General features: G+C 47.3%; 8 protein-coding genes and 1 riboswitch. Of the genes, 3 read left to right on the forward strand and 5 right to left on the reverse strand.

The annotated features are described in order from the left end of the window. Positions 1–24: 24 nt before the first annotated feature. Positions 25–3,096: a transglycosylase domain-containing protein gene (locus tag CF168_RS13790; RefSeq protein ID WP_089068142.1), complete on the reverse strand. Its 3,072-nt coding sequence runs from the start codon at positions 3,094–3,096 to the stop codon at positions 25–27. Positions 3,097–3,383: 287 nt separating this feature from the next. Continuing rightward, a complete protein-coding gene (locus CF168_RS13795) occupies positions 3,384–3,962 on the reverse strand; it encodes a thymidine kinase (protein ID WP_089068143.1) in 579 nt (192 codons plus the stop codon). A 538-nt stretch (positions 3,963–4,500) separates the two neighbouring features. Here CF168_RS13795 and CF168_RS13800 point away from each other — a divergent pair. Together CF168_RS13800 and CF168_RS13805 are read left to right on the forward strand one after the other, a co-directional pair. Then, positions 4,501–6,606 (forward strand): multiheme c-type cytochrome, encoded by a 2,106-nt coding sequence (locus CF168_RS13800; RefSeq protein ID WP_089068144.1) that lies wholly within the window; start codon positions 4,501–4,503, stop codon positions 6,604–6,606. A gap of 171 nt (positions 6,607–6,777) precedes the next feature. Next, the gene (locus CF168_RS13805; protein ID WP_089068145.1) at positions 6,778–8,928 is read left to right on the forward strand and encodes a M3 family metallopeptidase; all 2,151 of its coding nucleotides are present in this window, start codon (positions 6,778–6,780) and stop codon (positions 8,926–8,928) included. Between the two features lie 115 nt (positions 8,929–9,043). Here CF168_RS13805 and CF168_RS13810 read toward each other — a convergent pair whose 3' ends face one another. From CF168_RS13810 to CF168_RS13820, 3 genes are all read right to left on the reverse strand, one after another. Next, the gene (locus CF168_RS13810; RefSeq protein WP_089068146.1) at positions 9,044–10,612 is read right to left on the reverse strand and encodes a Na+/H+ antiporter NhaC family protein; all 1,569 of its coding nucleotides are present in this window, start codon (positions 10,610–10,612) and stop codon (positions 9,044–9,046) included. A 79-nt stretch (positions 10,613–10,691) separates the two neighbouring features. After that, positions 10,692–10,888: riboswitch (Lysine riboswitch) on the reverse strand. 95 nt (positions 10,889–10,983) lie between these two features. Then, entirely contained in the window at positions 10,984–11,910 is a 927-nt protein-coding gene (locus CF168_RS13815) for an electron transfer flavoprotein subunit alpha/FixB family protein (RefSeq protein ID WP_089068147.1), read from the reverse strand. After that, complete coding sequence (locus tag CF168_RS13820) at positions 11,911–12,660, reverse strand: electron transfer flavoprotein subunit beta/FixA family protein (protein WP_011716473.1); 750 nt, start codon at positions 12,658–12,660, stop codon at positions 11,911–11,913. A gap of 310 nt (positions 12,661–12,970) precedes the next feature. Between CF168_RS13820 and CF168_RS13825 the strand changes: the two genes are divergently transcribed. After that, positions 12,971–13,363, forward strand: a complete 393-nt coding sequence (locus CF168_RS13825; RefSeq protein WP_011625737.1) for an H-NS family nucleoid-associated regulatory protein — start codon at positions 12,971–12,973, stop codon at positions 13,361–13,363. Positions 13,364–13,524: the final 161 nt, after the last annotated feature.

Consider the following 13,524-nt stretch of genomic DNA (forward strand, 5'->3'; position numbering starts at 1 on the left):
AACGCATATCGCAAAAGTGAGTCATTACTCATCCCGCACACACATGCCCTTCGAAGATTTCACATAGGGCGCGAGAATTGGCATCATGCCTTTCATCACCTGTAATGGCAGCGCCGAGGTAAAACTAAAATCGTCCGACTTACTGCCCGGCACAAACGCGGTTAAGGTGCCGAAGTAGTTATCGCCTAAGTAGAACACAAACGTCGCGGTACGGTTCATCGCAGTGGTAGCCACTTTGCGGCCCTGCTGCATCTGAGTCACGATACGGTTATCACCCGTCCCCGTTTTACCACCAATTGCCAGCATCTCACCGTTGTCGTCGGTAAAGATGCCCTTAAGACGTCGTGCAGTACCGTTTTGAACGACGTTTGCCAGCGCCGCCTTTAAGGCTTGGGCGACTTCATGACGCATCACTCGTTCACCTTGAGTATTTTGGTTTTCGAGCCGAACTTCATAGGGTGTTTCTTCGGCAAAGTGCAGTTGATTAATCCGCACCGTAGGTAAACGATAACCATCGTTTTGGATAATCCCCATCAACTCCGCCAGCGCCGCGGGTCTGTCCCCCGAACTGCCGAGCGCCGAGCCTAAAGAAGGCACCATAGATTCAAAGGGATAGCCTAAACGCGCCCAACGTTGATGAATGTCGAGGAAGGCTTCCACCTCCAGCATTACCTGTACCCGCACATCCCGCGCGTTTTTATGTCGGGTTCTAAACAACCAACGGTAAACCTCTTGACGCTCATCCTTACTGGCCTCCTTCACATCGTTGAGGTTGGCCTCGGGATGTTGATTCAAGTAATCGAGCACCCATAGCTCGAGTGGATGCACCCGCGCGATATAACCTTGGTCAGGCAGATTATATTTTTCAGGGCCGTACTTGTTATACAGCTCTTTAATGCGCTTATCCGTGTAATTGTTTTGCGGTAAACGCTGCTGTAAGAAGGCCTTAAACGAGGCCATAGACTCATTAGGCTGCAAATAACGGTAAGCCGCGGTGAGCTGCTGCTCCGCTTGGGTTTGGCCATCGAAGAATAGCTCTAAACGCTCATTGGGCGCCACTTTCTTATATTTACGGTAGAACTTATTGACGAAGGTATTGCCTTCGCGGTCAGCAAACACCCGTAAATACTCCTCACGGCGTGGATCCTTATCGTTGCGCAGCAGACGCGCCATGTTGCCTTCGTTTTGCATACTGCTGCTGTAGTTGACTATGTCACGCATCAAACGAACGAAGGGTAAGTTGATGGAGTTTTGCAACGCCTCGTACATGGTTGGCACTTTAAAATCTTCTGATTTTTTAAAGTTATTAAACACATGTAAACCGCCACCCGTGAAGAATTGCTCATTCGGTGAGGCTGAGTATTCCCGTTGCAACGCAGCATCCAGCATGCGGTCGAGGCGTCTATCCGGATTCACAATCAAGTAATCAATCGCCCAGCGCGTGAGATGGTCGCGGGGTTCAATCTCAATCGACTCCAACTCAATGCCGTGTTTCTTCGAGTATTTGTCGTGGATTTCGGCAATGATCTCAAGGTAAGTTGCCAGCACCCTGAGTTTGGCCGTCGAGCCCAGCTCTAACTTACTGCCCTCGTTAATATCGAAGGGTTGGTCAGTACTGTCGGTTTGCACCCGCACACGGTTCGCCGTCTCGGTTTTTTCATAGAGGGTAAAACTGTAGAGCACGTTTTGCAGTTGGCTGGGTTCGAGTAAGCGTTCACCTAAGAGGCCTACCTTCTCGGCCGTAGCGGCCTGCCCAAGACTGCGTAAGTAATGACTCACCTGTTGTTGTAAGTCGCTGTGCAAGCTGCTGTTTACGGTCAAATCGAGGCGGTCCAAATCATACAGACCGACATTTAACATGCCCGCGGTACGAATGCGTATCGTATTAACGCCCTTATCCGCTCCCGACTGAGTATTACGTTGAGCTTTAGCCACCTTAAACTGCAGTTGTTGAGCAAGCGCTGCGTCTCTAAGTTGGCGGTCAATCAAATAATACTGGCCGAGTAACCGAATATGGCTGTCGACCAGATTTTCTAAGTCCTCGTGTCCCTGCAACAAATAATAGGAAGGACGGCGCTGGGCAATCATCAAGGCCACCACTTGGCGGAACACTTGACCACGCTTAGCGGCATTGGCTTTGATTTGCGGCGAAGCAAGCAGTTTATTGGCGGTATCGAAATCGGTACCAAACCACGCCCACAGGCCATCGCCGATGCCATGCACTTCACCGTGGTTAGGCGCTGAGGATAAAGGCACAGTGTTTAAATAATCTTGAATAATACGCTTACGGGCTGGCTCAGTGACTTCTCCCTGCTGATAGACGCGCACTGTGGCCGAGCCAATTTGCAGCAGCTTATCCTTAATGCTTAAGGTTAAGCCTTGGGAGGAATGGCGGAACTTCTCAATTTGTGTCGCCAGAGTACTGCCACCAGCGGTAGACACATTCATCCCCACCATTTCAGCAATTTGACTCATCCCCGCCACAATAAACCTTGGCCAGTCGATCACAGGGTTAAGTTTGGGTTCTGTAGTCCACAGCTCGCGGTTTTCAATAAACAGTAAGGTATTGACGATTTCATTGGGGATTTTATCGTCATCCTGATACACACGTTTAGGATAAGCAAACTCATAGAGATCGGTATTGCGACAATCCAGCAGGGTCAAACCCGATTGCGCTTTCTCGTGATAAGGCGGGAAAAAGCCCATCTTGGCGTATTCCTGCAGCGCGGGAGAAAACTCGACTTGTTGCGTCACCTGGAAGTTACGTTGCAGCAATCTATCGATATATTGCGGCAGTTTACTGTAGCCGTGACGCTCATCGAAGGGGCCGTAACTTGGATAGATAATTGACTGAGTGGGCTGATTTTTCAGCTCATAGGTCAAGGTCTTCGCATATTGATGAACATACTTAGACTGGAAATAAGAGGTTTTAACCTCTTGGCCAATTAAAATCGCCACACAGATAATCAGAATAAAAAACAGGAACCAGACACGCCCCTTAGATCTCGGCTTGCGCTGACGCTTAGCCTTAGGTTCGGGTTGTGGCGGACGAGGACGATAATTTTCGAATTGCATTTCTTGCGTAGAATTAGGCAAAACGGCTCCCAAAAATCACTTAACAAATCCTTTCTACGTGGGAAGGTTCCCAACCTATGCTCAACACAGCCAGTATCAGGGCAAAACTCACACTTAAGTTCGTCCACTGTGCATGAGTCTGCAAATACATTCCTTTGCCTTCATTGAGCAAGATCTAACAACACAGGATCATTGCTTCTCTTGTTAGATCTCACCGTATTTTAATGAGTTGGCAGCGCGCCTCAAAGTGGTTAGCGCAAAAATACTTAGCTGCTTATCGCAAGTGCTAACCGCGCTTGAGGCTTCAATCAATCCCAAATAAATTCACGAAAATGCTTACGGCAAACCGATTCGTAACTTTCATTACCGCCGATCGCCACCTGCTCACCTTCGCGCATCACTTTACCTTCGCCATCGAGACGCACCACCATATTGGCCTTGCGTCCACAGTGACAAATGGTTTTCAGCTCGACTAATTTATCGGCCCATGCCAACAAATAATGACTGCCAGTGAAGAGTTCACCTTGGAAGTCGGTACGTAAACCATAGCACAAAACTGGGATATCAATTTTATCAACAACATAAGTAAGTTGTTTAACTTGCTCTTTGCTTAAGAATTGGCACTCGTCCACCAGCACACAGCTCAAATGATTATGTTGGTGCGCCGTGGTGATCATGTCTATCAGATTGTCGTGGCTGCTAAATACCTGGGCATCGGTTTCAATACCAATACGCGATGCCACCTTACCTTTACCGTATCTGTCGTCGATAGAGGCCGTCATCACTAGGGTATTCATGCCGCGCTCGCGGTAGTTATAGGAAGATTGTAATAGAGAGGTGGATTTACCCGCGTTCATTGCTGAATAGTAAAAGTACAATTGCGCCAAAACGAATCCCTTTTTTAAACTGAATTTATCGTTTCTCTGTTGCCAGAGCTTATGGCGTCTAGTTTACCATTGCGCCGCCCCCTAACACACTAGGCCTGTCTCAGCTTTTCTACTGAAATCCACACTCGATTTCACGAATGCGCATTTTTACCACTATCCCTCCCCTTCGACGCTTCGATTCATTGTTCGTATTTCCGTCCAAACGGTAAAAGACAACTGGAGACCCGTGGGCAAAATGGCAATTGTTACAATAAGCTTAATTTAACCTTAAATATTGTTTATATAAGAAAAAACACATTAACAAAAGTTTAAAAATGTGATCTACCTCCAAAGTAATATGACTAAATGCGGTTTGGCTCAAAAAACAAACATATCAATAACAGTATTATTTCTTCTGAGACTAAAGTACTCAATTTAAAAAATAAAAGTATTCGATGCTTGCAAATGAAATCAGCGGTTCAAAGCACTAATCTCCCCTGCAAACGTTAGTGCTGCAATCCGTGCCTTTAAATGCGTATTGGATTAAATGGAGATTATGATGAGAATATTCACATCAAAGAAACTGGCATACCTAGTCGCATTAGCCCTAACGGGTGCACTCGTAGGTTGTGGCAGTGACGGTAAAGACGGCGCACCAGGCCAACCAGGCGATCCTGGCCAACCCGGTAAACCAGGAGACCCATGGACTCCACCACCAGTCACAAGTTCAGCTGTGACTAATGTTAAAGTTCTGGGCTACAGCTTTGCCGAAGGCAGTATCACCTATGAATTTGAAGTCACCGACGAAAATGGCAACTTAATCAATGGACTGAAAAATGCTGAAGCCAAAGTTGCAGCATTAACCGATAAAGGCTTTATCAATAATAGAAATGAAGCCGACAAAACAGACGCAAGTGGCAATCCTGTCAAAGATAACGTCAATATCGGTGGCGCTGCGACTCAAGCAACTGAGGGCGCTCTGCTCACTTCATTAGGCGATGGTCACTATAGCTTTAAAGCCCCAATGAAAGGTGTTAACGCAGGTACCGAAGGTATTGTATGGCTCAGAGTCGGCGGTAATGCTGAAACTGGCATTGCTCTCTCAGCACCGCTGGTGGTGAACAAGCCAGAGGGAACTCATTCAACCACGACCGATAGTTGCTATTCCTGTCACGTAGACTATTCAACAAGCCCACGTAAACACACTAAATATGTAGCAACCGGTATGGACAGCGAAGTCACCTTCGTTGAAGGCTGTTTAGTCTGTCACGGCTCAGTTAGCTTTGCAGCAAAAAATGCCGAAGGTTTCTCTATCGGCGGTTATTCAACCAACACACTGTCTAAGATTGGCCACATTAATCACCAGAAATTTACTAAAGATTTCAGCGTGATGAACTGTAGTTCTTGCCACGTTGAAGCTCCAACCAATATTAATGTTTCAGGCCCAGGCTGTATTGACTGTCACAATACTGGTGGTGTACCAGGCGCGATTGTGCCAAGTAATGGTGCCGATGTCCGTCCGATGCATGAAGGTAAAACAGGTATTACTGAGCGCCAAGCATTACGTGCTAAGTATAAACTTGAATTATCTACCCCTGTTAAAGTTGATGATATTTCAACAAAAACAGATCATTATGCGCCAACTGGTGCAGCTTCTGCCGTTACCGCACCAGGCTGGTGTACCACTCTGACAGTAAAAGATACTGACGGTAATATCTTTAGCATTAAAGATAACTTCAACTACTCAAATCCGCTGGTATTTGATGCTAAGAAACCGATTGTTTACGCAGGTGCTTATCTGCATTCCTACGAAAAAAATAGCTTAGTCGGTCGCCCAGGTAACCGTACTAACTATTACTATGGCTACAATGCTGATGGTACTAAAAATATCTGTCATCTGCTGACCGATATCAGCCCTGTAAACGCCAACTATGTCTACTCTGCACGTGTGACCTTCAGCACCGCAGGTTGGATGGAGTACGACGGTAACCAACGCTATCAAAGCAATGGCAGCCTCAGAGCCAATGGCTATGACGGCTCAATGGGGGTCTCGTTCACCGCATACTCTGATGTAGTCGATCCTGCGACTGCAACCAAAGTATCCGCCTTTGAACGTCGCACCGTAGTCAGTGATAACAGCTGTACTACTTGTCACAATGATGCCACCGCATTCCACAAAAATGGCGCATTTGACGAAGGCGGTAAGGCTTGCGTAGCTTGCCATGATAATGGTATGGCACGGACATCAGCCACACTCGGTGCTGGTTTTGGTCCTATGGTGCACAGCTGGCACTGGGGCAACGGTGCGAATGTCGGTGAGATGAAGGCCGATGGCACTCAAGCGAAAACCGCTAACGGTGCAGGTGCAATCAACCCAGTCACTAGCTGTGTTGCCTGTCACGAAACCGCGATTGATTTAAACAAAATACCAAACCAATACATCCTTGAACCTGGTAACAAAATGACCAGCCCTGTTACCGCTAACTGCTATGCTTGCCACACAGGCGATGCAGTCAAAGCTCACATGGCTAGCAATGGTGGCGAGATCAGCGTTCCTGCCGTAGGTGATTGGTTCAAACAACCAACAGGAGAAGCATGTGCTGTTTGCCATAACACAGGTAGCAGCTCAGGTATCGACAAATACCACAACTTCACCCGTAAATAGTTAATCGTCCCGCTATTTTCCCTGCAAGAAAATAGTTCAAGCGCCCTACGGTTGTAGGGCGCTTTTTTTGTTTACTTTTACTTACAACTTCACCCCATAGGTTTTCAGTCCTATTTAAGTTAGTAACGCTAGAGTCACAAAAAACTACAATTCTAAGGAAATCACTCAACTATGCGTAAAAGTTTTATTGCCATCGCCATTGGCGCCACTTTGATGACTGGCGCACTCGCAGGCTGCAGCACTCAAGATACTAAAGCGACGAATGTGACCGCAGTTCAAGCCCAAAATCCTCTGTTCCAAGCCAGCACGCTGCAATACCAAGCGCCTGATTTCAGTGTTATTAAAGACGAGCATTTTCAGCCCGCATTAGAGCAAGGCATTAAAGAGCATTATCAAGAGATTTTGGCCATTGCCAACAATCCTGCCGCTCCGACCTTCGACAACACGATTGTCGCCATGGAAAAAAGCGGTGCCCTGCTGACCCGTGCATCGAGCGTGTTTTATAACCTCGCGGGCTCAAACAGCAATCCAGCCCTGCGTAAAATCCAAGGTGAGATGGCGCCCAAAATGGCGGCTCACTCGGATAACATCAACCTCAATCCAGCACTATTCGCCCGTATTGAAACCATTTATAACGACCGCAATAACTTAGGCTTAACGCCTGAAGCGGTACGTTTGGTTGAGGTGTATCACCAACGCTTTATCATGGCCGGCGCTAAACTGACCGATGAGCAGAAAGTGAAGATCCGCGCTCTGAACGAAGAGCAATCGACGCTGACCAACGAGTTCTCACAACGTTTACTGCGCTTAACCAAAGAAATCGCCATCGTTGTCGATAACAAAGAACAACTGGCGGGCCTGACTGACAGCGAAGTCACCTCGGCAGCAAACGATGCCAAGGCCGCTGGCCACGAAGGTAAGTACTTAATCAACATCACCAACACCACTCGCCAGCCTGTGCTCGCCTCTCTAGAGAACCGTGAACTGCGCCAACGCATTTGGGAAGCCTCGGCAAACCGTGGCTTAACGGGTGAAAACGAAACCGCATCTTTAGTGTCTCGCTTAGCACAATTACGTGCCGAGCGTGCCGCCCTATTAGGTTATGAAAACTGGGCTAGCTATCGCCTCGCACCACAAATGGCAAAAACGCCTGAAGCGGTATACAGCATGTTTGGTTCTATGGTGCCAGCCGTTGTAGCCAATACCGAGAAAGAAGCGGCCGATATCCAAGCGATGATCGACAAGACTGGCGGCAAGTTTGAACTCGCGCCATGGGACTGGGAATTCTACGCCGAGAAGGTTCGCCAAGAGAAATATGCCCTCGATGCGAGTAGCATTCGCCCTTACTTCGAATTTAACCGCGTACTCGAAGACGGCGTGTTCTACACCCTCAAGGAACTCTATGGCGTCACCTTAAAGCCACGCCCAGATTTACCCGTGTACCACCCAGATGTGAAAGCCTATGAAATGTTTGATGCCGATGGTTCAAGCATGGCGATTTTCTATGCCGACTACTTTGCCCGTGAAGGCAAACGCGGCGGCGCATGGATGAGCTCATTCGTGGGTCAATCCTTCCTCGAAGGCACTAAGCCTGTCGTAGTTAACGTGATGAACATTAAGAAGGCGCCAGAGGGACAACCGACCTTCGTCAGCTACAACGAAGTCACTACTATGTTCCACGAAATGGGCCACGGTACCCACGGTATGTTCTCTAAAGTGACTTACCCAAGCTTGGCGGGCACCTCGGTCTCACGTGACTTTGTGGAATTCCCATCAACCTTCGAAGAAGACTGGGCTGCCCACCCTAAGGTGTTAGCCAACTACGCCAAACACTATAAAACCGGTAAGCCAATTCCCGATGATTTGCTGCAAAAACTGCTGAAATCCGGCAGCTTTAACCAAGGCTTCGATACCTTAGAGTATATGGCTGCGGCGCTCGTCGACATGGAATGGCACTCATTAAGCCCAGATGCTCCACTGCAAGATGTGGCAACATTCGAAGCGAATGCGCTGAAAAAACACGGCTTAAATATCACCGCCGTGCCACCACGTTATAAGTCAACTTACTTTGCCCACGCCTTCCCGGGTGGTTACTCAGCGAGTTACTACGCTTATATGTGGAGTGAGATTTTAGCGGCCGATGCCTACGCTTACGTGCAAACTCAAGGTGGCCTAAACCGTGAAATCGGTATGAAATACCGCAAGACAATTCGCGAAGTGGGCAACAGCATTGCACCAATGGAAGCTTATAAGAACTTCCGTGGTCAAGAGCCTACCACCGAAGGGTTATTGAACCGCCGTGGACTCAACACCGCCCTGTAATTGGGGATGAGTGAACGATAAAAAATCAGCCAGCATAATTGCTGGCTGATTTGTTTTTAGCGCTAGGTAAATTCACAGAGAAGACTCGCGAATCAACCGCTCGCTGAAGTCAGGCTTATTTCGCGTTACTTTGGGATTTGAATCGCAACCACACAATGCTTAAGACAAACAGCACGCCACAGGTCAGCAGTCCCGCATTCACCGACTCAGTAAAGCCAAGCACTACGTAGCCCACCATGCTGATCAGCGCCACAATCACAGCGTAAGGCAGCTGAGTCACGACATGGTCGATATGATGACAGCTCGCGCCGGTTGACGACAGAATCGTGGTATCCGAAATCGGTGAGCAGTGGTCACCAAATACTGCGCCCGCCAACACCGAAGCCAGCATTGGTAACATCATGGCTGTGTGGCTGCCCATCGCCATATCGGCGGCAATCGGCAGCATAATGCCAAACGTGCCCCAACTGGTGCCGGTAGAAAACGCCGTCAGACCCGCTAACACAAACATCAACGCAGGTAAGAAGGCAAAGGGAATGTTCCCTGTGGCGAGGCTCGCCATAAACTTACCGGTTTCAAGCTGGCCAATCACGCCCGCGATGGTCCAAGCAAATAACAGGATATAAATCGCAGGCAGCATAGAGCGAGCGCCCTGTACCACGCCTTTAACGACCATCGACTTTTCAACGCCTTGCAATAGGTTAAGCACCAGCGCAACCGCTAAACCAATCAGCGCACCAAAGAACAGTGATGAACTCACATCGGTTTTTTGAAAAGCAGAAATAATATTAAATTCAATGCCTTCTTTCGCTAATACCTGGGCACCGCTGTCGATCATAAAATACAGGGTCGCAAATACCAGCACGGTAATAGGTAAGAATAAACCGAGGATCTTACCCGTTTCGGCTTCGGGTAAATCGGCATTCGCTCCGGGCGGTAATCCTTTATTCTCATCATATAAATTACCGCGCTGTGCATTTAATTCATGCTCACGCATAGGGCCAATATCTAAGCCCATAAATGCAACACAAAGTAATAATAATAAAGAGAAAATAGCGTAGAAATTCATAGGGATCATTTGAATAAACACACTCAAATGACCAGAATCAGCAAAACCGTGGGCGGTTAATATGCCACCGATCAGCGCAATAATATAAGCACCCCAACTGGATACCGGCGAAATAACACAAACCGGTGCCGCCGTTGAATCTAATAAATAGGCTAACTTAGCGCGGGAAATATAATAACGGTCGGTAACGGGCCTTGCGACGGAACCAACGACTAAGCTATTGAAATAATCGTCAATAAAGACAACACAGCCTAAAAACATGGTCAGTAATTTGGCATCGCGTTTATTGCGAATATGCAGGCGCGCCCAATCGGCAAATGCCCTAGCACTACCACTGACGGTAATTAATGCCGTGATCATCCCTAATACAATTAAAAAGCCGAGAATGTATAAATTCCAAGAATTTACGCCATCATCTGACCAAAAAAGTCCTTTTACACTGTTAAATAAAAACTCACCGCTGGCCACAGGTGAAAATTGATTGAGTAATAACACCCCAATCACAATACCTAAACCGAGGGAAAGGAGAACGCGGCGAGTGAAAATCGCCAACACAATTGCGACCACAGGCGGCAGCAGAGAAAGTGCCGAATCGGCGTAACTTACTACAGTCATTGATTATTTCTTCGTCAAAATACGAATGGAGGGCGACTGAACTGGTGGGAAAAGGCAATAGATACCCAAGATCACCTGTCCTATCAGTAGCGCTCCATAGTAACTATTCCTAATATCCGTATCAGAAAATACTATGGCAGTGTTGTACCTATTCGGCACAACCCCAGCAGTTGATCGTGATAAATCAAACCACTTCGGCACCAAATCCTTTCGTGAACGATCAACGGAATCACCCTACTGATCACTACTGATATTTGGTGCGCCTCTACTTCTAAGAACGCCCATGCACGGGCGTGAGGCACATAAAAACATAAGCGGCTAAGCAGTTGCCACCGCAAAGCCGCTTACTTTGACTTAGATCACGGATAAAATCAACCTAGAGTTGAAATCAACTCTGGAACGGCGTCGAACAGGTCGGCTTCGAGGCCATAATCGGCCACTTGAAAGATTGGCGCTTCAGGATCTTTGTTGATTGCCACAATCACCTTAGCGTCTTTCATCCCAGCTAAATGCTGAATCGCGCCCGAAATCCCCACTGCGATGTAGAGGTTTGGCGCCACAATCTTACCGGTTTGACCCACTTGCAGATCGTTAGGCACAAAACCTGCGTCAACCGCGGCGCGCGAAGCCCCAACAGCGGCACCGAGTTTGTCCGCCAGTTGCTCTAACATACCGAAGTTTTCACCGCTGCCCATACCACGGCCACCAGAAACGATAATGCCGGCATTACCTAACTCTGGACGCGCAGAAACGGTCAATGATTGAGACACAAACTGAGCCTTGGCTTCAAACACTTTATCTAAGGTAGTCACGGCGGCACTGTTGCCCTGCGCCGCCGCATCGAAGGCACTGGCACGGACTGTCATCACTTTAATCGCGTCATGGCTTTGTACTGTCGCTAAGGCGTTACCTGCGTAAATCGGGCGAACAAAGGTGTCGCTGCTCACCACGCCAATCACTTCAGAAATTTGCGCAACGTCTAACAAGGCGGCCACACGCGGTAGCGTATCTTTGCCAGCGCTCGATGCTGCAGCGAGGATATGGCTGTAGTTTGGTGCTAAGTCCACCAGCAATTTAGCTACGTTTTCGGCTAAATGCGCTTCATAGGCACTGTTATCGGCGACCAATACTTGAGCGACACCTTGTAGGGCTTGCGCAGCTTGCGCCACGGCGCCACATTGGTGGCCCACCACCAATACATGTACATCATCACCAATTGCACGCGCTGCGGTAACAACCTTTGCGGTATCCAGTTTCAGTGCCGCATTATCGTGTTCAGCTAATACTAAAATGGCCATTTAGATCACCTTCGCTTCATTCTTTAACTTTTCAACCAGCTCAGCTACAGACGCAACCATGATACCCGCTTTACGTTCGGCAGGCGGCGTCACCTTCACCACAGTTTGATGGGCTTTTAGCGTCACACCTAAATCCGCAACAGTGAGCACATCTAATGGCTTACGTTTAGCTTTCATGATGTTAGGTAATGAAGCGTAACGAGGTTCGTTCAAACGTAAATCGGCTGTCACCACGGCTGGTAATGGCAGACTTAGGGTTTGCATCCCGCCATCGATCTCGCGAGCCACTTGCACTGAATGACCTTCTACTTTGATCTCAGAAGCAAAAGTGGCTTGTGGCATATCCGTTAATGCCGCAAACATTTGGCCAGTTTGGTTATTATCGCCATCGATAGATTGCTTACCAAACAGCACTAATTGCGCTTGTTCTTTTTCTTGTACGGCTTTGAGTAATTTGGCAATCGATACTGGGGTTAACTCTTCTTCAGTATCAATGTGAATCGCACGGTCAGCACCTAATGCTAACGCGGTACGTAATTGTTCTTGAACGGCTTTATTGCCGATACTGACGACCACTACTTCAGTAGCACTGCCCGCTTCTTTTAAACGAACCGCTTCTTCTACTGCAATTTCACAAAAAGGGTTCAACGCCATTTTGAGGTTTGCGGTATCAACGCTGGTGTTGTCAGCTTTTACCCTGACCTTCACATTGGCATCAACTACGCGCTTAACAGGCACCAATACTTTCATAGGGTTTCCTTCCTACACTTTCATGTACATGGACAAAACATTGGTCATCACCAATGCAGGATAGAGCCACTTTACGTCCTGTTAACGTTAACGTCAACTAAACTCAAACGCCTGTTTGCATTTTTTAAGACTGTGGTATTGGCCACATTTTTGAACACTTATCTGCCATATTTAAAAAGTTCAAAAATTAAATAATATTTAATTTCTGTTTATTGCATAATTTTATTTGATTCGAGCTATATTACTTTCTATCATTTAGCTGTTGTTCACCATTATCCTGTAATAAAAATAGAGTGGGACGAAAATAGATATGAGCGAATTTTTAGAGATATTAACTCACGGTCGTCGTTTTAAAGCTGCGGTAAAAGATCTCAGCGTTGAAGAACTGCGTGATTTAGCGGCTAAGCTAGATAAAATTTTAGTTGAGCGTGAGTCAATGGCAGCAGAAGAGCAGCAAGCTATTGCTGCACGTAATGCTAAAATCGAAGAAATCCGCCAACAAATGGAAGCAGTTGGTTTATCAATCGACGACTTAGGTGGCGTAGCAGTTAAAGCTGTGGGTAAAAAACGCGCTCCACGTCCAGCCAAATATCAAATTGAAGTTAACGGCGAAGTGATCCAGTGGACTGGTCAAGGTCGTATGCCAACGGTATTTAAGAACGAAGTCAATAAAGGCCGTTCTATGGATGATTTCTTAATCTAATCCCATACCGTGCTCGTAATAGCCGTTTGCTATTACCATTGAGTAACATAAAAAAGCTCGCGCCCTGCGAGCTTTTTTATGCCTGAATGCCACTACCATTGCATTCAAGCAAATGCTTAAATTGCGTTACAATTCAGCTTTAGTATTTACATCTGCTTTAG

The sequence above is a fragment of the Shewanella bicestrii genome (assembly GCF_002216875.1).
Lineage (GTDB): Bacteria > Pseudomonadota > Gammaproteobacteria > Enterobacterales > Shewanellaceae > Shewanella > Shewanella seohaensis.

Coding starts and splice junctions, on each gene's coding strand:
- CF168_RS13805 (WP_089068145.1), top strand. CDS start 6,778: ATGCGTAAAAGTTTTATTGCCATCGCCATTGGCGCCACTTTGATGACT.
- CF168_RS13800 (WP_089068144.1), top strand. CDS start 4,501: ATGAGAATATTCACATCAAAGAAACTGGCATACCTAGTCGCATTAGCC.
- CF168_RS13825 (WP_011625737.1), top strand. CDS start 12,971: ATGAGCGAATTTTTAGAGATATTAACTCACGGTCGTCGTTTTAAAGCT.
- CF168_RS13815 (WP_089068147.1), bottom strand. CDS start 11,910: ATGGCCATTTTAGTATTAGCTGAACACGATAATGCGGCACTGAAACTG.
- CF168_RS13810 (WP_089068146.1), bottom strand. CDS start 10,612: ATGACTGTAGTAAGTTACGCCGATTCGGCACTTTCTCTGCTGCCGCCT.
- CF168_RS13820 (WP_011716473.1), bottom strand. CDS start 12,660: ATGAAAGTATTGGTGCCTGTTAAGCGCGTAGTTGATGCCAATGTGAAG.